A 19,531-nucleotide genomic window follows, 5' to 3' on the forward strand; every position below is an offset into this window, starting at 1 on the left:
ACGGCGGGGATGACGATAATGGAACAAGACCATGACCAAGCCCCGCGTCCTCATTTCGGACAAGATGGACCCCAACGCCGCCCGTATCTTCGAGATCCGTGGCTGCGACGTAGACGTCATCACCGGCGAAACGCCCGAGCAGCTGATCGCCCGCATCGGCGACTATGACGGTCTCGCGATCCGTTCGTCGACCAAGGTCACCAAGGAAATCCTCGCCGCCGCGAAGAACCTGAAGGTGATCGGCCGCGCCGGTATCGGCGTCGACAACGTCGATATCCCGGCCGCTTCGGCCCAAGGCGTCGTCGTGATGAACACGCCGTTCGGCAACTCGATCACCACCGCCGAACACGCCATCGCCATGATCTTCGCTCTGGCCCGCCAGATCCCCGAAGCCAACGCCCAGACCCAGCAAGGCCTGTGGCCGAAGAACGGCTTCATGGGCGTTGAAGTCACCGGCAAGACGCTCGGCCTGATCGGCGCCGGCAACATCGGCTCGATCGTCGCCAGCCGTGCGCTGGGTCTGAAGATGAAGGTCGTCGCTTTCGATCCGTTCCTCACCCCGGAACGCGCTGTCGAAATGGGCGTCGAGAAGGCCGATCTCGAGACCCTGCTCGAAAAGGCGGACTTCATCACGCTGCACACGCCGCTGACCGACCAGACCCGCAACATCCTCAGCCGCGAGAATCTGGCCAAGACCAAGAAGGGCGTGCGCATCGTCAACTGCGCGCGTGGCGGTCTGATCGACGAAGCCGCGCTGAAGGACATGCTGGACAACGGCCACGTCGCCGGTGCCGCGCTCGACGTGTTCCAGACCGAGCCCGCCAAGGACTCGCCGCTGTTCGGCACGCCGAACTTCATCTGCACCCCGCACCTCGGCGCCTCGACGACCGAAGCACAGGTGAATGTGGCGCTTCAGGTTGCCGAGCAGCTGGCTGACTTTCTGGTCAACGGCGGCGTCACCAACGCGCTCAACATGCCTTCGCTCTCGGCCGAGGAAGCGCCGAAGCTGAAGCCCTACATGAAGCTCGCCGAAATGCTGGGCTCGATGGTCGGTCAGCTGACCCGCGATTCGGTTCCCCGCATCTCGATCCACGTCGAGGGCGCAGCTGCCGAGCTGAACCAGAAGCCGATCACCGCCGCCGTGCTGGCCGGTTTCATGCGCGTCCAGTCGGACACGGTGAACATGGTCAACGCGCCGTTCCTCGCCAAGGAGCGCGGCCTTGAAGTGCGCGAAGTGAAGACCGAGCGCGAAGGCGACTACCACACGCTGATCCGCGTCTCGGTGAAGACCGAAGCGGGCGAGCGTTCGGTGGCCGGCACGCTGTTCAACAACGTCGAGCCGCGTCTGGTCGAGCTGTTCGGCATCAAGGTCGAAGCCGAACTGGCCGGCGACATGATGTACATCGTCAACGAAGACGCTCCGGGCTTCATCGGCCGCATCGGCACGCTGCTGGGCGAGAACGCGATCAACATCGGCACCTTCAACCTCGGTCGCCGCGATGCCGGCGGCGAAGCGGTGCTGCTGCTCTCGGTCGACAGCGCGGTTCCGGAGGACGTCCTCAAGGGCGCCACCGCGCTTCCGGGCGTGAAGACGGTGAAGGCGCTCAAGTTCGTCTGATCCAGCTTTTCAAAGAGCTCTCAACGGAAGGGGTCGGCATCTTCGGATGTCGGCCTCTTTTCGGTTTTGGGGAGGGCGGTGGGTTGGCATCCTTCGACAGGCTCAGGATGAGCGGGGTGGGTTTTGGCCTTGAGCAGGGCGGTCGAGATATAGTGCTAGGCCCGGCCGTGGCTCATTCGTCCAATCCCCGTTCACCCTGAGCTTGTCGAAGGGTGTCGAGACCACACACCACGTCAGACTGCGGACCGACACCGCGCCAATTCGCTTACCAGCACCCAGTCTCCGGCCATCATGGCTTCCTTCTTCGCGCGGCTCCAACCCTTGAGCTTGCGCTCAACGGCAAAGGCGTCATCTCGCGTCTGGAATGAATCCGCCCAAATGAGCGTTACCGGCCGTCGCGTCGCGGTGTATCCGCCGAGTGCGCCCGTCTGGTGTTGGGCAACGCGGTGCTCAAGGTCGTCCGTATGGCCAACATAGTAAGAGCCGTCGCGGCAGCGCAGGATGTAGGCGTGGAAGGCCATGCGCGATGTTCTGGCGTAGGTGGCCGGCCTTCGACAAGCTCAGGCTGAGCGGGGGTGGGTTAAACTTTAATAATCGTGCAGGTCATTCGCGCGGGCCCTACGCGATGCTCGCACAATTCCCATTCCACTTCCCAACCCGCTCAGCCTGAGCTTGTCGAAGGCGCCAGCGGCAAGGCGCAAGGAGTTTCGGCAGCCCAATCCCTACTGCTGAGCCGCCGCAGAAGGCGCAACCGGCCCGGGCTCATCCCGCGGCGGCATCCCGCCACGCATGCCACCCGGCCCACCGCGCGGACCACGGGGATGCAGTTCCTGCATCGACAAGAAGCCGTCATGATCGGTGTCCGCCGCATCGAACTTCGCGCCTTCATAGGCCAGAAGCTCATCCAGCGAGACGCCCGCATCGTAATTCGTATTGGCCTTGGCGATGACGGTCCCCGTGATCGGCTCGATCAGGCCCGCCAGCATGCGGTCGTCGTCGTCCTTGCCGAAATCGGGCATGATCGCGTCGGCGATCTGGTCTCTGCCTTCGCCGAAAGCGCCGTTCTCGTTGCTGGCCACCGAGCCCATCTGCTTTTGCCAGGCCGTGAATTCCGCCATCGAGATGTTCCCGTCGCCGTTCGTGTCGACCTTGGTGAAGCGGGCCTTGATCGCGGCTTCGCGGCGCGCGTTGATATAATTGTGGAATTCGTCGAGTGTCACCAGACCGTTGCGGTCGGTGTCGGCCTCCTTGAACATCGCGGTGACTATTTTGTTGTAGTGCTCGCGCGAGATGGGCTTGGGCATGTGCGGCGGACCGCCGCCGCCACCGCCGCCATGGCCTTCACCGCCCATGCCGCCGTGGTGCCGACCACCGCCGCCGCCACCACCACCTTCGCCTCCCATTCCGCCGCCCATGCCGCCCATTCCACCCATGCCTCCCATATCGCCGCCCATCTGGGCGTGGGCAGGGGTCTGCAGCAGCAGGAGGGGCAGGAGGATCAGGGAAATCTTGCGCATCGACCTCGACCGGTGTTCGCCGGGACAGGGCGCAAGGCGGGCAGGCCCCGCTTGGGAGCCGCGCTCACGCCTGACGATCCGGCCCCCGCAGGGAATGGGCTATCAATTCGAACGTTCGTCCCGCCAGACGACGGGCTGTGGGATACCGCGATGCACCGCGATTGTTGACAGAAAATTTCACGCAAATTGTCGCAGGCATTCTTGTGCGCGCTACAATCGCAGCGCGCATTCGACATTGCCCTTCCTTCGGGCTAAGGGCGCCCTCGCTATGCAGGACAACGACCGCGATCTCTTGCCCGAAGGACTGGGCGACCGTCTCCCGCAGCAGGCCTGGGCCTCGCAAACCGTGCGCCGTGCCGCGCACGACGTGCTGTCGAGCCACGGCTACGAGCGGGTCGAAACGCCCTTTATCGAGTTCGAGAAGGCGCTCGCGCATCGCATGGCGGGCGTGCAGGTGCGGCGGATGTTCCGCTTCGTCGATCCGATCTCGCTGCGCCTGCTGGCGCTGCGTTCGGACATGACCGCGCAGATCGCGCGCATCGCCGCCACCGGCCTTGCCGAAGCGCCGCGCCCGCTGCGCCTGTCCTATTCGGGGCAAGTCTGCACGATCAAGGGCGACGGGCTCGATCCGCGCCGCGAACGGCTCCAGCTTGGCGCCGAGCTGATCGGTACCGATTCGGTCGCCGCCGCTGCCGAGATCGTCGAACTCGCCATCGAGACGCTGACCGCCGCCGGAGCCACCGGCATCTCGGTCGACTTCACGTTGCCCGATCTGGTCGACACGCTGGCGGCCGAAGCCCTGCCGCTGCCTGCTGCCAATATCGAGGCGGTGCGTCAGATGCTGGACGCCAAGGATGCGGGCGGCCTGGTGGATGTGGGCGGCGAGGCATATCTGCCGCTGCTCTACGCCGTCGGTCCGTTCGAGAGCGCGATCGAGCGCCTTGCCGCCTTCGATGCCGGCGGCGCTCTGGCCAGCCGTATCGCCGGTCTGCGCGAGATCGCCGCGCGCGTTTCCGGCAAGGCGCGGATCACGCTGGACCCCTCGGAGCGTCATGGCTTCGAATACCAGTCATGGTTCGGCTTCACGATCTATGCCGAGGGCATTGCCGGCGGCCTTGGCCGTGGCGGCACCTATCGCATTCTCGGCCAGACTGGCCATCATCCCGAATCGGCGACCGGCTTCTCGCTCTATCCCGATACGCTGGTGGACCTGCTGGCCGGCAAGGCCGAGGCGCCGCAGCGCCTGTTCCTGCCGATGGGCCACGATGCGGCGCTTGCCGCCCGTCAGCGCGCGGTGGGCTGGGTGACGGTGGCTGCCCTGTCGGAAAGCGACGATCCGATTGCGCTCGGCTGTTCGCACCGGCTGGAAGGCGGCGAGGCGATCGCGCTCACCTGACCACGGGTCTGAGCGCGGACTTGACTAGCCATGCGCCTTGCCACTAGGGCGCGCACGAAAAGCCGGGGCGCTTCCGTCCCATGAAAATCCATATCGCCGAGTCCTGTCGAAGGGCGTTATTGGATCCACCGTGGCAGGGTGGAGGAGTATATCCATGGCCAATGTAACCGTGATCGGCGCCCAGTGGGGCGATGAGGGCAAGGGCAAGATCGTCGACTGGCTGGCAAGCCGCGCCGATGCCGTCGTCCGTTTCCAGGGCGGCCACAATGCCGGCCACACGCTCGTCGTCGGCGAGCAGGTCTACAAGCTGAGCCTCCTGCCTTCGGGCATCGTCACCGGCACGCTGTCGATCATCGGCAACGGCGTCGTGCTCGATCCCTGGCACCTCAAGTCAGAGGTCGAGAAGCTGCGCGGGCAGGGCGTGGAGATCAATCCCGAGAACTTCGCGATCGCGGACAATTGCCCGCTGATCCTGCCGCTTCACCGCGACCTTGACGGGCTGCGCGAGACGGCTGCCGGTTCGGGCAAGATCGGCACCACCGGCCGCGGCATCGGCCCGGCTTACGAAGACAAGGTCGGCCGCCGCGCCATCCGCGTCTGCGATCTGGCGCACCTCGACGCGCTGGATTCGCAGCTTGACCGCCTCTGCGCCCACCACGACGCGCTGCGCGCCGGCTTCGGCCAGCCGCCGGTCGACCGCGAGGCGCTGATCAACGAACTGCGCGAGATCGCGCCCTTCGTACTCCAGTTCTCGCAGCCGGTGTGGAAGCGCCTGAACAAGGTCCGCAAGGCCGGCGCGCGCATCCTGTTCGAAGGCGCGCAGGGCGTGCTGCTCGACGTCGATCACGGCACGTACCCCTTCGTCACCAGCTCGAACACGGTTTCGGGCACCGCGGCTTCGGGTTCGGGCCTTGGCCCCTCGGCCACTGGCTTCGTGCTGGGCATCGTCAAGGCTTACACCACCCGCGTCGGCTCGGGCCCGTTCCCGACCGAGCTGGAGGACGAGACCGGCCAGCGCCTTGGCGAACGTGGCCATGAATTCGGCACCGTCACCGGCCGCAAGCGCCGCTGCGGTTGGTTCGATGCGGTGCTGACGCGCCAGTCCTGCGCAATCTCGGGCGTGACCGGCATTGCGCTGACCAAGCTCGACGTGCTCGACGGCTTCGAGAAGGTGAAGATCTGCACCGGCTATCGCCTGCACGGCAAAGTGCTGGACTACTTCCCCAGCCACGCCGCCGACCAGGCCAATGTCGAGCCGATCTACGAGGAAATGGACGGCTGGCAGGGTACCACTGCCGGTGCCCGCTCGTGGGCCGATCTGCCCGCTCAGGCGATCAAGTATATCCAGCGCGTGCAGGAACTGATCGAGACCCCGGTCGCGCTGGTTTCGACCAGCCCCGAGCGCGAGGACACCATCCTCGTGCGCGATCCCTTCCTGGATTGATGACAATGCGGCGCGAGCTACCACTCGCGCCGCTTTTGTTTCTGCTCGGCATCGGCAGCGCCCATGCCGGGCCACCTTCCGAACAACCTTCCGCTGAGTTGGCGCCGATCGACCTGATCCGCGTCATCAAGTCCGACCGGCGCATGGAATTGTGGTCCGGCGGGCGGATCGTCCGCGTTATCGAGCATGTCCAGCTGGGCGGCCAGCCGCTGGGCCCCAAGCACTTCGAAGGCGACGGGCGCACACCTGAAGGGCGTTACGAGATCGACTGGGGCAACCCGGACAGCGCCTATCACCTCGCGCTCCACATCTCCTATCCGAACGCCGACGACAACGCCTATGCCGCTGCGCGCGGTCGCGCGCCCGGTGGAATGATCATGATTCACGGCCAGCCGGGTGGCATCGCCACGCGCGCAAGAGGCGACTGGACCGATGGCTGCATCGCCGTATCCGATGCGGAAATCGAAGCCTTGTGGCAGTCGGTGGGCGATGGCACGCCGATCGAAATCCTGCCCTGATTTCCCGATCCGCGCCCGCTTTTGGACGAAATCACCCCGGCGGCTGCCATTCGTTATTCGGGAGGTTTTCAGGATTTTAATCATGGGCTAGGGTTTTCGCCTAGGGCGGGAGTTCCCTGTGGAGTCGGGTCGGGACCGCGCGATGCTGCAAGACGTGAAATTGAACGACGAGCCGGGCCGTCTGGCGGCGCTGCGCAGTCTTGAAGTGCTCGATACGCCCCCCGAGGAGCCTTTCGAGAACATCGTTGCGCTGGTGCGCACCGTGCTCGGTGTGCCGATGGCGGCAGTCACCCTGATCGACGAGGATCGCCAGTGGTTCAAGGCGCGCAGCGGGCTCGGCGTGAGCGAGACACCGCGCAACGTCTCGTTCTGCACTTATGCGATCCGCCAGTCGGAACCCATGCTTGTCAACGACGCACGGCTCGATTCACGCTTTGCCGAAAATCCTTACGTAACCGGCGATCCCAATGTGCGCAGCTATGCGGGCGTGCCGCTGCTGACGCCGGAGGGCTACAACGTCGGCGTGCTCTGCGCGATCGACGACAAGGTGCGCACCTTCACGACAAGCGAGGTGGAGATGCTCTCCAATTTCGCGCGGATCGTAACGAACGAACTGTTGCTGCGCCGCATTGCCGAGCGCGACCAGCTGACCGGCGCGCTGACCCGTCGGGGCTTCATCGAGAAGGCCGGGCAGGAGATCGCGCGGTTCCGTCGCTACGGCAGGCCCTGCTGCCTGGCGCTTCTCGATATCGATCACTTCAAGGCGGTCAACGACACATATGGCCACCCCGCCGGCGATGCCGTGCTGCGCGAGATGGTGGCGAGCGTGGTCGGTTCCTCGCGTCCGGTGGACTTGCTGGGGCGGCTTGGCGGAGAAGAATTCGCCTTGCTCCTGCCTGAAACGGAGCCTTCGGATGCGCTAGTTGCGGTCGAGCGTTTTCGCGAGGGGCTGGCCGGTCTGGCGATCCCGCTGCCGGGCGGCGGGGTGATCCATGTCACCGTCAGCATCGGCATCGCGCCGCTGACCGACAGGATCGCCACGGCGGAGGAGTGGATCGCCGCAGCCGATGGCCCGCTTTACACCGCCAAGCGTGGCGGGCGGAACCGGTGCGAACTGTTGCACTGAGATAGGGGAAGGGGCGGCTTGTGCCGCCCCCACTCGTCAATCGAACCGATAGGCCGAAATCGCGGTGCTGAGCACGAGATCGGACCAGACTGTCTCGCCCGCCGCCTCGGAGGCGCCTGCCGCGACCATCAGCGGCAGCAGGTGTTCCTCGCGCGGGTGGGAGAAGCGGCCGCCCGGAGCCTCGGCCCAGTGGGTGAGCGCCTTGGCACGGGTTTCCGCAGGGGCCGTCGCCGCCGCGCCCAGCCATTGATCGAAAGCTTGCGAAGGCGCGGTGGCTTGCGGGTTGCCGTAGCCGCGCATGTTGTGGAAGCTCATGCCCGAACCCAGGATCAGCACGCCTTCGTCGCGCAGCGGGGCGAGCGCCTTGCCGGCGGCAAGGTGCATGGCGGGATCGAGCGAGCGGTCCAGCGACATCTCCACCACCGGCACATCGGCATTGGGCCAGGCGACCTTGAGCGGGATGAACACGCCGTGGTCGTAGCCACGCTGCGGATCGACGGCGGCGGTGAAGCCCGCGCTTTGCAGCAGTCCGGCCGCGCGGGCAGCCAGTCCCGGTGCGCCCGGGGCATCGAAGCGCAGTTCATAGGTGTGCTGCGGGAAGCCGTAGTAGTCGAACAGCAGTGTGGGGTTCTCGGCGCCGGTGAAGGCGAAGCCGTCGGTCTCCCAGTGGCCCGAGACGACAAGGATGGCCTTGGGCGGTTCCGGCAGGCGCGCGGGCAGCGAATCGAGGAATTCGGCCATCGTCGTCCAGTTGCCCTTGGGGTCGTGCATGAAAAAGCAGGGGCCACCGCCGTGGGGGATGAAGAAGGTGGGTTGGCGGGTCATGGGATTAGTCCTTTCAGAGATGGCGGCGCGTCGGCGAGAGCGCGAAAGCGCCGTCGCCGATCAGGGCCTGCACAAGGAGGGCGATCGACCAGAAGGCCGGATATTCCCAGCCGCCGCCCTTGGAATCGAAGAAGAAACCGTTGGCACCATGCACGGTGAAGATCGTGCCGAGCAGCAGCGGGATCAAGGCCAGCGCGACGATGCGCGCCTTGACACCGGCGATGAGGGCCAGTCCTCCCAGCAATTCGGCGGCCATGGTCACATAAGCGAGGGCGGGCGGAAGGCCGAGGCTGCCGAAGAACGCGGCGGTACCCGCGGGCGTGAAGACGAAGAGCTTGAGCGCGAAGTGCGCCAGGAACAGCGCGCCGAGTGCGACGCGCAGGACAAGTGCGCCGTAGCGCGCGGAAGTCTCGGGAAATGACGTAGCGTAAGTCGTGGGCATGGCGGGATATGTCCTTTCGCCAGCCTATGTGGACCTTTGCTCTTGAGGTGATAATATCGTCATTTGTTGAATGACTTTATACCGTGGGTGTCGAATGGATCGTCTGAAAGGCATCGAGGTTTTCGTGCGGGCCATTCGCCTCGGCGGGCTTTCCGCCGCCGCGCGCGAGCTTTCGATGTCTCCGGCGATGGCGGCCAAGCACCTGAACGCCCTTGAACAGCGCCTTGGCGTGACATTGGTCAACCGCACCACCCGCCGCCTCGCGCTTACCGAGGCGGGGGCGGCCTACCTCGACACGGCCGAGCGGGTATTGGCCGAACTGGAGGAAGCGGATGCCAAGGCGACCGCCCGCTCCGCCTCGGTTGAGGGGCTGTTGCGCGTCTCCGGACCGGCCGCTTTCGGCAGTGCCTATCTGGCCGAACTCGTCACCGAATTTCACGCGCTCTATCCGCAAGTGACCATCGAACTCGGCCTCAACGACCGTGTGGTGGACCTGCTGGAGGAGCGCTGGGACGTCGCCGTGCGCATCGGCCGGCTGGCGGACAGCAATCTCGTCGCCCGCAAGCTCGCGCCCGTGCGGATGGCGATCTGCGCCGCGCCGTCCTACCTTGCGCGGCGCGGCACGCCGTTATCGATCGACGACCTGCCCGGCCACGACTGCCTCGGCTACACGTTGAGCGGGGAGACCGGCACCACGCGCTGGGGCTTCGGCGCCGACGGCAGCCGTCCGGTGGCGGTGCGCGGCTCGCTGCATGCCAATAACGGGCAGGTTCTGGCGCAGGCGGCGATGGCGGGGATGGGCCTTGTCTACGGCCCGCGTTTCTTCGTTGACCGCGCCATTGCCGAGGGGCGGCTGGTCGAACTCGACCTCGGCGCCGAACTGATCGACCTTGGCGCGGTTCACGCGGTTACCCACCGCACGCGCCGCCCGGCGGCCAAGACGCGGGCGTGGATCGACTTTCTGGCAAAGCGGCTGCCCGCCATGGCACGCGATTGGTAGCGCGCGCAGTAACCCGGCCGTCAGCCCGCCTTAGAAATCGACGGCGATCCCGTTGCGTACCCAATCGCCATAACGGGTGGGGGAGATCCCGTCCGGATCCTCCTCATCCGCCTTGGCCGCCTCGGCAGGCGAGGGCTGGGGCGCGGGTTCGTTCGTCCAGTGGGCGGGCTTGGTAAAGCCTTCGGGACGTTTGGTGGCGCGTTCGGTCATTCGGCCCATGTGGTGTGACTGGCGCAAAAAGGCAATCCGCTATAGGGGCCGCAAATGGACATTCCCGGCCTTCCGGCGCGCCGTGCCGCGCTCAACCTTATCGATGCCGTGCTGCGGCGGGGCGAAACGCTCGACCAGGCGGCGGGCACTGCGCTCGCGCGGGTGCGTGGCGACGCCGACCGGGCGCTCGCCCGCGCCATTGCCGGAGAGGTGCTGCGCTGGCGCACCGACCTTGATGCGCTGATCGATTCCGCCACCCGCCTGCCGCTGGCCGACGACGCCAAGGCGCGCGCCGTGCTGGAGATCATGCTGGTGCAGGTGCTGCGGCTGGATACCCCGGCCCATGCCGTGATCGCCACCGGCCTGCCGCTGCTGATGGGCGGCCCGCGCCGCCTTGCCCACGGCGTGTTCTCCACCCTGACCAAGGCCGAGGCGAAGCTGCCCGACGTGCCCACGCTTCCCGAGGACGTGACCGAGCGCTGGGGCGAGCGTTGGGGGGATCGCATCGGCGCCATCGCTGCCGGGCTGGCCGATCTGCCGCCGCTCGACCTTGCCCTGCGCAACGCGGACGAGACCGCCGAGTGGGCCGAACGGCTGGGCGGCAAGTCGCTCATGCCTGGCCACGTCCGCCTGCCGCGTGGCACCGCCATCGAACTGCTCGAAGGCTTCCGCGAGGGCGCCTGGTGGGTGCAGGACCTTGCCGCCAGCCTGCCCGCGCGGCTGCTCGGCGCGGGTGAGGCCCGCAAGGTGCTCGATCTCTGCGCCGCGCCCGGTGGCAAGACGATGCAACTGGCCGCCGCCGGCTGGCAGGTGACCGCGCTCGATTCCTCGAAGCGCCGCCTTGAGCGCTTGGGCGACAATCTCAAGCGAACCGGGCTTGAGGCCGAGATCGTGCAAGCCGACGCGCTGAACTGGGAAACCGAGACGCGCTTCGACGCCATCCTGCTCGACGCGCCGTGCACCGCGACCGGCACCTGCCGCCGCCATCCCGACGTGCTTCACCGCATCGGCGAGCGCCAGATCGGCGAGATGGTGGAACTCCAGTCCGCCATGCTCGAACGCGCGGCCGCATGGCTCGCGCCGGGTGGCACGCTGGTCTACGCGGTCTGCTCGCTCGAACCCGAAGAGGGTGAGGAGCAGGCCGGGAAAGTGGCACTCGCCCCGGTGCCGATCGGCGCGGCGGAACTGCCCGAGGGGCTGGCCCCGACGGCCGAAGGCTGGCTGCGCACCGATCCGGCGATGCTGGCGGGCGAGGGCGGCCTTGACGGGTTCTTCGTGGCACGCTGGCGCCGCGACTGAGGGGAGCGAGTGAGGGGCGGCGCGGTATCGGCACGGCCGCTCATCCATTGGGGTAATCCATATGGATGAATGCAGCCAACCGCCCTATCCATGAGACGCGCTGCGCTGCGATGCCGTGGCGCGACTCGTAAGGCTCTGGCATTCTTGGGCGAAGGGTGAGCCTGAAGAGCATTGCGCCGCACTGCCGAATGTCAGGCGGACTGTCGGAAACTCTCGAAGGGAGTAATCGCGATGGTACGTTTAATCCCACAGGCCATCTTGTGCCTGCTGGACCGCCACGATCCCGAGCGTGAGCACGTCACATGGGACGGCGCCGGTTTCAGCGGCAACTGCCGCCACTGCGGCAACGACGTGCGCAGGGAAAAGCACAAGGTCTGGCGCAGGGGCTGAGAGACCGCCTGCAAATCTGGCCACAGCCAGTGTCGGGCCAAAAAGTGCTTTCGCGCAATTTCAAGCGGACCCCAAGGCATTGGGAAGATCAAATGCCGATCTTCAAACCGACACTCACATGGCAGCCGTTGCAGCTTCACCCGCCCGAGAACGCATGTTTTCCCGGGCGGGTGAAACTCTCGTCAAGCGCCGGTCGCGAACCCGATGTTGAAGCCTTCGGTCGCAAGCTGGTCCTTGATGTGTTTGAACCGTTCGTACTGGCTGATCGTGATCGGGCCGGTGTAGGTCGCGCTCTGGATCTTGCGCGGCGGATACTTGATATAGGTCTGCATCAACTTCTGCACTTCCTCGTTGATGGTGACCACCGCCCAGGTGTGCTCGGAGAAGCTGTTCATGAAGATGTCGTAGCGCTCCTGCGGATCCTGCCACAAGTCGAACAGTTGCGGCACGGTGGCCACGTAGCTTTCCGGTCCCTTCCAGCCCTGGTTGGAATCGACCGCAAGACCACCTGTGTGTGCGCCGTTATCGCCGCGCAAGTTGAAGCAGGCCTTGTACTGCTTTCTGCGCACGGCGCCGGGAGTCAGCTCGTTTTCGGTGAAGTAGAACCACACCGTCCGGTCTGAAGGCCCGGTTCCGAACAGTACCGGCGACATGTCGATGCTGTCGAAGATGATCGGTTCGCCTTCGCGATCTTCGGTCGGCAGCTTGGCGCCGGCCAGTTTGGCGAAAGTTGCCATGTAGTCCAGTCCGCCGACTATGTCCGAATTCTTGCTACCGGCCTTGATGCCGGGGCCCCATGCCAGCGCCGGGACACGGTTGCCGCCTTCGCGGATAGTGCCCTTGGTGCCGCGATAAGGTGTGAAGCCTGCATCAGGATAGACGTCCTGCCATGCTCCGTTGTCCGTGGTCCAGAACACGTAAGTGTTGTCGTCCAGGCCCAGTTCGCGGACCTTGTCCATGATCGCACCGATGCGGGCATCGTTTTCAACCATCGAATCGGCGTACTTCGACTTCGCCATCGACTTGTGCTTGAAATCGGGGTGCGGCATCGAAGGCTGGTGCATCTTCATGAAGTTGATGTGCATGAAGAACGGCTCTTCACTGTCCTTGACGGTATCGAGGTACTCAAGCGACGCCTTTTCGACATAGCCGTCAAAATAGGGGATGCCGACCACACCCTTTTCCGGCGTATCGACATATTGGCCGTTGATCTTGAAGTCTTCCTTGGCCTTTTCACCGGCATTCCCGGAAAGCGACCCCTTGGTGACTTTCGCGAACATTTCGCGCAGTTCATCGTCCATGTCGGGGAACCACTCGGGGTCGGCATAGGTGTAGGCATTTAGGTGGTAGAGCCCGCAATGCTTCATCACGTCGTAGCCGTGGGCGTTGGGCAGCGCGTAATCGTCCTCGCCAAGGTGCCACTTGCCGGAGAAGAAGGTCTTGTAGCCGACCGTCTTGAGCACCGAGGCCAGCGTCCATTCGGCAGCGGGAAGGCCGCCGCCCTCACCCTGGAAGGCCACCGTGGTCATGCCGGAGCGATTGGGGATGCGGCCGGTCAGGACCGCCGCGCGTCCCGGTGTGCAGCTTGGCTGGGCGTAGAACGAGAGGAATTGCAAGCCCTCGGCTGCAAGCCGGTCGATGTTGGGTGTCGGCGCGCCGCGATTCTCGCCGCCGCCATAGCAACCCGCGTCGCCGTAACCGAAGTCATCCGACAAGATCAGAATGATATTGGGTTTTTTCGCAGCCATTTGGTCCTCCTGGAACTGCCGGACAGGACGGCGTTGGAGCCATCGCTATTTCGGGAGAGGCACAAGTAGAAGGCGTTCCGTAATCAGCCCATCGGGGATTCCCCCGAGGTTGGAGCGGAAAATGGTGCATGCGCCGATGGACGGGACGGACAAGTCTGCCGTCGAAAATCGGGGCCAAGGATTGGGGGCGAACAATCGGGGAATCCCGGTTTTCAAAGCCGCCAATCGCCGTTACGGCCGCGAACGGCCATCATCCTGCAGCACTCCAGAGCGGGAGGACCCGCCAGTCACGCCACAACAGCGCAACCGGCGGGAAAAGGCTCAGCCCTTGACCTTGTTCTGGAAGCTCTTGCGCAGCTTCATCAGCTTGGGCGGGATCACCGCGAGGCAGTAGGGATTGCGCTGGCCTTCGCCGTCCCAGTATTCCTGATGGTAGTCCTCGGCCGGGTACCATGCGTCCTGCTGCGCGCCGTCGGCGAAGCCTTCGATGGTGGTAACCACTTTGCCCGAAAGCTCGGTGTTGGCGCGGGCGAGGGCGGCATCGGCCTCGGCGGCCTGCGCGTCGTTCAGGGGGAAGATCGCCGAGCGGTACTGCGTGCCCACGTCATTGCCCTGGCGGTTGAGCTGCGTCGGGTCATGCGTGCCCATGAACACGTCCAGCAGGTCTCCATAGGACAGCACCGAAGGGTCGTAGTTCACCTTGATCGCTTCGGCATGGCCGGTGTCGCCGGCGCAGACCTGCTTGTAGGTGGGATTGGCGACAGTGCCGCCGATATAGCCGCTCTCGACCGAATCCACGCCGATCACATCGCGGAACACTGCTTCGGTGCACCAGAAGCATCCGCCTGCAACGATTGCCGTTTCCATTGTATTCCAGATCCTCATGAGGGGGAGTTTGTCGCTAGATAGGTACACAAGTGCGGCTTGTCATTGGCGGCGAGACAACTACCTTCGCGCTTCGACCGACATTCCACGGGAGACTTGCCGATGCGCCGCGCCCTGATCGCCCTTTCGACGTTCCTTGGCATTCTTGCGGCGCCCGTGCCCGCCATCGCCGCCGACCCCGATTCAAAGGAAGTGCCCGCCGCCTGCAAGGGGTGTGAGGCGCTGCTGGAACTGGCCGCTGCCAACCCGCTGCGCGATGCCGACCGTGCGCGCGACAAGTACCGCCATCCGGTGGAGACGCTGAGCTTCTTCCGCGTTTCGCCGACGATGAAGGTGGGCGAATATGCGCCGGGCGGCGAGTGGTACTCGCGCCTGCTGGGGCTCTACCTCGGGCCGCAGGGGCATCTGGTGGGGCTCTACTTCAATCCGGACAGCCCGGCCTTCAAGCCCGAGACGCAGGACGGCATCCGCAAGGGCGCGGCCAGCTATCCGGCCCATGTCGCCCAGTTCACCGGCCTGCCGGCGGATCGCTTTGCCGCCTATACGCTGGGCGCGATCCCGGCAGGCGAGAAGGGCACGTTCGACGTCATCATCATCCCGCGCATGCTGCACAACATGCTGCGCTGGAACATCGCGACCAGCGAAGTGGCGGCGATGCGCGACTTGCTCAAGCCCGGCGGGCTGATCGGTATCGAGCAGCACCGCGCCAAGCCGGATGCTCCCGATGCCTATGCGGACGGTTCCAAGGGCTATCTGCGGCAGGCTGATGTCATCAAGTTCATGCAGGCACAGGGCTTCGATCTTGTCGGCCAGTCGGAAGTCAGCGCCAATCCGAAGGACAGTGCGAACTGGCCCGACGGTGTCTGGACCCTGCCGCCCACGCTCCAGCTCAAGGATCAGGACCGCGACAAGTACCTCGCCATCGGCGAGAGCGACCGGATGACGCTTCTGTTCCGCAAGCGAGGCTGATAGGGGCTCGCTCATGACCCAGATCACCGTTGCCGCGCTCCAGCTCGCGCTCAATTCCGCCGACGAGGGCGAGAACATCGCCGCCGTTTCCACGCTGGTCGAGGAAGCCGCCGCCAAGGGCGCGCAGATCGTGCTGCCGCCTGAGCTGTTCTCCGGCCCCTACTTCTGCAAGACCGAGGAAGAGGAACTCTTCGCGATCGCCCGCCCCACGGTCGAGCATCCTTCGGTGATCGCGATGAAGGCGCTGGCGGCGAAGCTGAAGGTGGTGATCCCCACCAGCTTCTTCGAACGCGACGGCCACCACTACTACAACACGCTGGCCATGATCGGCACCGATGGCGAGATCATCGGCACCTATCGCAAGAGCCACATCCCCGACGGCCCCGGCTACGAGGAGAAGTACTACTTCCGTCCCGGCAACGACGGGTTCAAGGTCTGGGACGTTCTCGGCACCAAGGTCGGCGTGGGAGTCTGCTGGGACCAGTGGTACCCGGAATGCGCGCGTGTGATGGCGCTGATGGGTGCGGAACTGCTGTTCTATCCCACCGCTATCGGCTCCGAGCCCTACGACGCCACGCTGGACACCAGCCGCATGTGGCGCCGGGCGATGGTGGGGCACTCGGTGTCGAACTGCATGCCGGTGATCGCCTCCAACCGCATCGGTGTCGAATCGGAATGCGGGACCGAGCAGACTTTCTACGGCCACTCGTTCATCACCGACGAATGGGGCGATTATGTCGCGGAGTTCGGCAAGGAGGAGACTGGCGTGCTGGTCTCCACGCTGGACCTCGCGCGAGCCGCAAAGCACCGCGCGGGCATGGGCTTCTTCCGGGATCGCCGGCCGCAGCTCTACACGCGCATCGCGCAAGACATCTGAAATCACAAAACGGGGAGCCGGGCAGTTTGGCAAAACACAGGTATCTGGTCGCGCTCGGCTCCAACATGCGCCATCCGCGGTACGGCGGACCGCGACAGGTGCTCGCCGCCGCGCTTGAGGCGCTGGATCACGGCAAGATGGAAGTGCTGGCGGCCTCGCCGGTGATCGAGAGCGCGCCGCTCGGCCCCTCGCGCCGCCGCTACGCCAATGGCGTGGCGCTTGTGCGCAGCAAGCGTGAGCCCGACGAAGTTCTGCACAAACTGCACAAGATCGAGCATAAGTTCGGCCGCCGCCGCATGGGCGCGGCCTGGGGCTCGCGCGTGCTGGACCTCGATATCGTGCTGTGGAATGGCGGCCCATGGGCGGCGGGAGAAGGCGATGAAAGCCTTGTAATCCCGCACCCGGCGTTCCGCGAAAGGGACTTCGTGCTAGGCCCCGCACGGCGGATTGCGGGGGGCTGGCGCGATCCTTTGACAGGCCTGACGATAAACCAGCTTCATGCCCGCTTGACCAAGGCGCGACCTGCCCTTAGGTGACCCCTTCCGCCGCCGGTCACGGCGGCGCCCGGAAACGGGGGCCCTTAGCTCAGTCGGTAGAGCAACTGACTTTTAATCAGTAGGTCGCTGGTTCGAACCCAGCAGGGCTCACCATCCAATCCACCCGCATACAGCTGCTATCGTGGATCCATGGTTGGTGGGGCGGACTCGTCCCGATCCGGCGTATGGTCCCAGGCGGATAGCAGAGGGTGTGACGGCGTGCGGCGATCCTGCAGGTTACCCTGCACGACTTCAGTTTTTCTGATCGATCTCAAGTTGAAGGCGCTTTGACGCGCGATCAGGTGGTTCCCTTATTGGCCAACCGCCGTCGCTTTACGTCATCATGCCGTAGCCGACGATAGTCGAAGCCTTGCCACGACTATCGTCGGCTGGATCACTGCTCCAATGCCGGGGAAGAGCATTGGGCGGCGATGGTCTTGATGGAGGCCCTGTGGCGTTACCGGATCATGCGAAGCGTATGCGGATCGAACCGCTGCATTTCGAGCACATTGGGTGCGCGCCGGAAGATGACCGCGCCGCGCCCGAAATCGACCGCTGCCACCGAGAGGGCCTGCCCCGGGTTCCTGGCGCCCGCACCATAGTAGTTGTTGAGCAGGATCGTGCCGATGACACCCGAAACGGTGTTGCCGTGGACGGCCCGCTTTTCGACCTGTGCACGGGTCGGGGCATCCAACACGCTCAGCATGGCGCGTTCAAATGCAGTGGGTGTGGCTGCCGGTTGTGCCAGAGACGCAGTAGGGAGTGCCGCAAGATTGACTGCAATCAAGGCGGCACAGGAAAGTGTGACACGATTGAAGTTCATTGGCCTTTTCCTTCTTTGTGGGGGAAGATTAATCTAGCACTATTTCCAATGGATAGACAAGCTGGGACAAACGTCCCGACTATGTTTGCTGCAGTTGCGAAATAACGTTGGCGTCACGATTTAAGTCGCGTTAACTCTATAGGCGAGGCGAATGGAAGGGGCCGGATCCATCATGGCTGTGCCTGCGTCTGGTCGGAATTCTGTCGCCGGTTGAGGTCCTGCGAAAGCCGGTGAAGCCCGGCTTCCGTCCAGCCCGTCGGCTGTGTCACGGCCACCCAGGCGTTGACGTAGTGGTCCGCGGCGAAGACGTGTCCGAAGCCCGGGGGTGTTTCCATCCCCGTGATCATGTCCACGCTCAGTTGCAGGAAGGTGACGCCGGGCACCCAGCGAAATGTGGGCGAGACATCGGGCGCGCGCTGGCCGATCATCCATTCCGGCTGCCTGTAGAACGAACTGGGCGTGAAGAAGGTAATCGGATCGCTGCCATATTGCAGATAGACGATGCGCATCCGGCCCCATGAGGCCCCCGGAATGGTCAGGTGATCCTGCTGGTTTGTGAAGCGGACCACCGAACTGTCGCGAAACCGGGGCAGCCATGCGGGCGAATCGGGCTGCCGGTCCCGCGTCGTCGATTGCCAGAGCGTGCTGGGAAACGGCGGTCCCGCCCAAAGCGCGCCCTGAATCGGCTCGTTTATCATGTCGAACAGATCGAGCGAGCTTTCGGAACTCAACGCGCCGAGGCTGAGGCCATAGAGATAGAGGCGCGGCCGGTGCGCTCTGGGCAGGGTTTTCCAGTAATCGTAGACTTTCCGGAACATGGCGCGCGCACTGTCCGCGCCATAGTTCGGCTCGACCAGCAGCGACAGCCAACTGGCGAGGTACGAATACTGGATCGCCACGCTGGCGACATCGCCGTGCTGGAGATATTCGAGACTGTCGATCGCGGCGGGATCGATCCAGCCGGTGCCGGTCGGGGCGATCACGACAAGTATCGATTTGTCGAATCCACCCACGCGCTTCAATTCTGCGAGGGCAAGGTTCGCCCGCTCGTCGACATTGCGGGCCGAATTCAGCCCGGCATAGACCCTGATCGGCTGGGATGCGGGAGCGCCGGTGAACAGGCCGATCTGGTTCTGCGACGGGCCCGAGGCGATGTAGTGGCGCCCCTGCCGGCCGAGTTCCTCCCATGTGATGAGCGAGTCCGCGCTGCCAACCTGGAAAGGCGCGGTCGGCGGGGCGAGATCGGGTTCGATCAGAGCGTCCAGCTCGCTGAACGATGCATCGGCAAGGTGAAGGCCGGCCTTGAACACGACGCCGGTGATCATGCTCCAGAACAGCAAGGCGACGATCAGGACGCCCAGCGGGATGGCAACGCGGCGCGGCAGATAGCGGTCGAGCCACAGGGTCAGGCGGCGGAACAGCGCTCTTGCCAGCAGGCCCAGCGCAAAGAGCACGGCAAAGGCGACGAGGGCGACGATGCAGGTGGCGATCAGCTGCCAGTGCGACAGGGGTTCCATATGCAGCACGACGCGGACGTCATTCTGCCAATCGATGGAAAGCCACAGATAGGCCGCCGCAAGAATGGCGCAGGCCGCGATGATCGCTTGCGTTACCTTCGGCGGCACGCGGCGGACCGGCAGGCCCATGTAGTGCCAGACGTAGAGCAGGGCGATGCTCAGCAGATAACCCATCGCGAAGCTCGTGCCGCCCAGCAGGCCGAGCAGGAGCGGGGGGCGAGGGGCAAGGCTGGGCGTGAGCGACGCGGCGAGGAAAATCGTGCCGAGAACCAGCCCGAGCAACGATCTGCGGGCAAGATGGAAGCGAATGCGCCGGGCGCTCCAGAGTCTTGCGAACGTCGTGCCCGCTCTTGCTCCGGAAGCGCCCTGGTCTGCCGGCGTGGGCATCGGA

General features: G+C 64.9%; 20 protein-coding genes and 1 tRNA gene. 12 read left to right on the top strand and 9 right to left on the bottom strand.

What is annotated here, in order from left to right:
- The first annotated feature begins 31 nt into the window (after positions 1-31).
- Positions 32-1,618: a phosphoglycerate dehydrogenase gene (gene serA / locus AC1VVM_RS08595; RefSeq protein ID WP_482903563.1), complete on the top strand. Its 1,587-nt coding sequence runs from the start codon at positions 32-34 to the stop codon at positions 1,616-1,618.
- Positions 1,619-1,851: 233 nt separating this feature from the next.
- Here the strand turns inward: serA and AC1VVM_RS08600 are convergent, their stop codons facing one another.
- Both AC1VVM_RS08600 and AC1VVM_RS08605 read right to left on the bottom strand, forming a co-directional pair.
- Positions 1,852-2,139, bottom strand: coding sequence for a GIY-YIG nuclease family protein (locus AC1VVM_RS08600; protein ID WP_482903564.1), 288 nt, complete (start codon positions 2,137-2,139; stop codon positions 1,852-1,854).
- Between the two features lie 201 nt (positions 2,140-2,340).
- Positions 2,341-3,135 carry an EF-hand domain-containing protein gene (locus AC1VVM_RS08605; protein WP_482903565.1) on the bottom strand — a complete coding sequence of 265 codons (795 nt, stop codon included), beginning with the start codon at positions 3,133-3,135 and terminating at the stop codon, positions 2,341-2,343.
- Positions 3,136-3,403: 268 nt separating this feature from the next.
- Between AC1VVM_RS08605 and AC1VVM_RS08610 the strand changes: the two genes are divergently transcribed.
- The 4 genes from AC1VVM_RS08610 (at position 3,404) to AC1VVM_RS08625 (ending at position 7,619) form a co-directional block, all read left to right on the top strand.
- Positions 3,404-4,531 carry an ATP phosphoribosyltransferase regulatory subunit gene (locus tag AC1VVM_RS08610; protein WP_482903566.1) on the top strand — a complete coding sequence of 376 codons (1,128 nt, stop codon included), beginning with the start codon at positions 3,404-3,406 and terminating at the stop codon, positions 4,529-4,531.
- A gap of 154 nt (positions 4,532-4,685) precedes the next feature.
- Positions 4,686-5,975 (top strand): adenylosuccinate synthase, encoded by a 1,290-nt coding sequence (locus tag AC1VVM_RS08615; protein ID WP_482903567.1) that lies wholly within the window; start codon positions 4,686-4,688, stop codon positions 5,973-5,975.
- A 5-nt stretch (positions 5,976-5,980) separates the two neighbouring features.
- Positions 5,981-6,493, top strand: a complete 513-nt coding sequence (locus tag AC1VVM_RS08620) for a L,D-transpeptidase family protein (protein WP_482903568.1) — start codon at positions 5,981-5,983, stop codon at positions 6,491-6,493.
- A 145-nt stretch (positions 6,494-6,638) separates the two neighbouring features.
- On the top strand, positions 6,639-7,619 hold the full coding sequence (locus AC1VVM_RS08625) for a sensor domain-containing diguanylate cyclase (RefSeq protein WP_482905179.1): 981 nt from the start codon (positions 6,639-6,641) through the stop codon (positions 7,617-7,619).
- 36 nt (positions 7,620-7,655) lie between these two features.
- On the opposite strand, the gene AC1VVM_RS08630 is transcribed toward AC1VVM_RS08625, so the two are convergent.
- Positions 7,656-8,444: a DODA-type extradiol aromatic ring-opening family dioxygenase gene (locus AC1VVM_RS08630; protein ID WP_482903569.1), complete on the bottom strand. Its 789-nt coding sequence runs from the start codon at positions 8,442-8,444 to the stop codon at positions 7,656-7,658.
- A 13-nt stretch (positions 8,445-8,457) separates the two neighbouring features.
- Positions 8,458-8,886 carry a DoxX family protein gene (locus AC1VVM_RS08635; RefSeq protein WP_482903570.1) on the bottom strand — a complete coding sequence of 143 codons (429 nt, stop codon included), beginning with the start codon at positions 8,884-8,886 and terminating at the stop codon, positions 8,458-8,460.
- Between the two features lie 94 nt (positions 8,887-8,980).
- Here AC1VVM_RS08635 and AC1VVM_RS08640 point away from each other — a divergent pair, with 94 nt between their 5' ends.
- On the top strand, positions 8,981-9,886 hold the full coding sequence (locus AC1VVM_RS08640) for a LysR family transcriptional regulator (RefSeq protein WP_132389476.1): 906 nt from the start codon (positions 8,981-8,983) through the stop codon (positions 9,884-9,886).
- A gap of 30 nt (positions 9,887-9,916) precedes the next feature.
- Here AC1VVM_RS08640 and AC1VVM_RS08645 read toward each other — a convergent pair whose 3' ends face one another.
- On the bottom strand, positions 9,917-10,096 hold the full coding sequence (locus AC1VVM_RS08645; protein WP_132389478.1) for a DUF1674 domain-containing protein: 180 nt from the start codon (positions 10,094-10,096) through the stop codon (positions 9,917-9,919).
- A 54-nt stretch (positions 10,097-10,150) separates the two neighbouring features.
- On the opposite strand from AC1VVM_RS08645, the gene AC1VVM_RS08650 reads away from it, so the two are divergent.
- Together AC1VVM_RS08650 and AC1VVM_RS08655 are read left to right on the top strand one after the other, a co-directional pair.
- Positions 10,151-11,395, top strand: a complete 1,245-nt coding sequence (locus tag AC1VVM_RS08650) for an RsmB/NOP family class I SAM-dependent RNA methyltransferase (RefSeq protein ID WP_482903571.1) — start codon at positions 10,151-10,153, stop codon at positions 11,393-11,395.
- Between the two features lie 231 nt (positions 11,396-11,626).
- The gene (locus AC1VVM_RS08655) at positions 11,627-11,785 is read left to right on the top strand and encodes a hypothetical protein (RefSeq protein ID WP_482903572.1); all 159 of its coding nucleotides are present in this window, start codon (positions 11,627-11,629) and stop codon (positions 11,783-11,785) included.
- A 182-nt stretch (positions 11,786-11,967) separates the two neighbouring features.
- On the opposite strand, the gene AC1VVM_RS08660 is transcribed toward AC1VVM_RS08655, so the two are convergent.
- Together AC1VVM_RS08660 and msrA are read right to left on the bottom strand one after the other, a co-directional pair.
- Complete coding sequence (locus tag AC1VVM_RS08660) at positions 11,968-13,533, bottom strand: arylsulfatase (protein WP_482903573.1); 1,566 nt, start codon at positions 13,531-13,533, stop codon at positions 11,968-11,970.
- Positions 13,534-13,854: 321 nt separating this feature from the next.
- Positions 13,855-14,400 (bottom strand): peptide-methionine (S)-S-oxide reductase MsrA, encoded by a 546-nt coding sequence (msrA, locus tag AC1VVM_RS08665; RefSeq protein WP_132389484.1) that lies wholly within the window; start codon positions 14,398-14,400, stop codon positions 13,855-13,857.
- 120 nt (positions 14,401-14,520) lie between these two features.
- Between msrA and AC1VVM_RS08670 the strand changes: the two genes are divergently transcribed.
- The 4 genes from AC1VVM_RS08670 (at position 14,521) to AC1VVM_RS08685 (ending at position 16,914) form a co-directional block, all read left to right on the top strand.
- Positions 14,521-15,387, top strand: a complete 867-nt coding sequence (locus AC1VVM_RS08670; RefSeq protein ID WP_482954949.1) for a class I SAM-dependent methyltransferase — start codon at positions 14,521-14,523, stop codon at positions 15,385-15,387.
- 13 nt (positions 15,388-15,400) lie between these two features.
- A complete protein-coding gene (aguB, locus tag AC1VVM_RS08675) occupies positions 15,401-16,264 on the top strand; it encodes an N-carbamoylputrescine amidase (RefSeq protein WP_482954950.1) in 864 nt (287 codons plus the stop codon).
- A gap of 26 nt (positions 16,265-16,290) precedes the next feature.
- Positions 16,291-16,800, top strand: coding sequence for a 2-amino-4-hydroxy-6-hydroxymethyldihydropteridine diphosphokinase (folK, locus tag AC1VVM_RS08680; protein ID WP_132389490.1), 510 nt, complete (start codon positions 16,291-16,293; stop codon positions 16,798-16,800).
- Positions 16,801-16,838: 38 nt separating this feature from the next.
- Positions 16,839-16,914: transfer RNA gene (locus AC1VVM_RS08685), tRNA-Lys, on the top strand.
- A gap of 343 nt (positions 16,915-17,257) precedes the next feature.
- Here AC1VVM_RS08685 and AC1VVM_RS08690 read toward each other — a convergent pair.
- Both AC1VVM_RS08690 and AC1VVM_RS08695 read right to left on the bottom strand, forming a co-directional pair.
- On the bottom strand, positions 17,258-17,623 hold the full coding sequence (locus tag AC1VVM_RS08690; RefSeq protein ID WP_482903576.1) for a hypothetical protein: 366 nt from the start codon (positions 17,621-17,623) through the stop codon (positions 17,258-17,260).
- A gap of 170 nt (positions 17,624-17,793) precedes the next feature.
- Positions 17,794-19,527, bottom strand: coding sequence for an alpha/beta hydrolase (locus AC1VVM_RS08695; RefSeq protein WP_482903577.1), 1,734 nt, complete (start codon positions 19,525-19,527; stop codon positions 17,794-17,796).
- Positions 19,528-19,531 lie beyond the last annotated feature (4 nt).

It is taken from the genome of Novosphingobium sp. BL-S-33 (assembly GCF_056857025.1).

Coding starts and splice junctions, on each gene's coding strand:
- AC1VVM_RS08690 (WP_482903576.1), bottom strand. CDS start 17,623: ATGAACTTCAATCGTGTCACACTTTCCTGTGCCGCCTTGATTGCAGTC.
- AC1VVM_RS08610 (WP_482903566.1), top strand. CDS start 3,404: ATGCAGGACAACGACCGCGATCTCTTGCCCGAAGGACTGGGCGACCGT.
- aguB (WP_482954950.1), top strand. CDS start 15,401: ATGACCCAGATCACCGTTGCCGCGCTCCAGCTCGCGCTCAATTCCGCC.
- AC1VVM_RS08620 (WP_482903568.1), top strand. CDS start 5,981: ATGCGGCGCGAGCTACCACTCGCGCCGCTTTTGTTTCTGCTCGGCATC.
- AC1VVM_RS08655 (WP_482903572.1), top strand. CDS start 11,627: ATGGTACGTTTAATCCCACAGGCCATCTTGTGCCTGCTGGACCGCCAC.
- AC1VVM_RS08630 (WP_482903569.1), bottom strand. CDS start 8,444: ATGACCCGCCAACCCACCTTCTTCATCCCCCACGGCGGTGGCCCCTGC.
- AC1VVM_RS08640 (WP_132389476.1), top strand. CDS start 8,981: ATGGATCGTCTGAAAGGCATCGAGGTTTTCGTGCGGGCCATTCGCCTC.
- AC1VVM_RS08670 (WP_482954949.1), top strand. CDS start 14,521: ATGCGCCGCGCCCTGATCGCCCTTTCGACGTTCCTTGGCATTCTTGCG.
- AC1VVM_RS08635 (WP_482903570.1), bottom strand. CDS start 8,886: ATGCCCACGACTTACGCTACGTCATTTCCCGAGACTTCCGCGCGCTAC.
- AC1VVM_RS08605 (WP_482903565.1), bottom strand. CDS start 3,135: ATGCGCAAGATTTCCCTGATCCTCCTGCCCCTCCTGCTGCTGCAGACC.
- AC1VVM_RS08660 (WP_482903573.1), bottom strand. CDS start 13,533: ATGGCTGCGAAAAAACCCAATATCATTCTGATCTTGTCGGATGACTTC.
- AC1VVM_RS08650 (WP_482903571.1), top strand. CDS start 10,151: ATGGACATTCCCGGCCTTCCGGCGCGCCGTGCCGCGCTCAACCTTATC.
- AC1VVM_RS08645 (WP_132389478.1), bottom strand. CDS start 10,096: ATGACCGAACGCGCCACCAAACGTCCCGAAGGCTTTACCAAGCCCGCC.
- AC1VVM_RS08615 (WP_482903567.1), top strand. CDS start 4,686: ATGGCCAATGTAACCGTGATCGGCGCCCAGTGGGGCGATGAGGGCAAG.
- AC1VVM_RS08695 (WP_482903577.1), bottom strand. CDS start 19,527: ATGCCCACGCCGGCAGACCAGGGCGCTTCCGGAGCAAGAGCGGGCACG.
- serA (WP_482903563.1), top strand. CDS start 32: ATGACCAAGCCCCGCGTCCTCATTTCGGACAAGATGGACCCCAACGCC.
- msrA (WP_132389484.1), bottom strand. CDS start 14,400: ATGGAAACGGCAATCGTTGCAGGCGGATGCTTCTGGTGCACCGAAGCA.
- AC1VVM_RS08600 (WP_482903564.1), bottom strand. CDS start 2,139: ATGGCCTTCCACGCCTACATCCTGCGCTGCCGCGACGGCTCTTACTAT.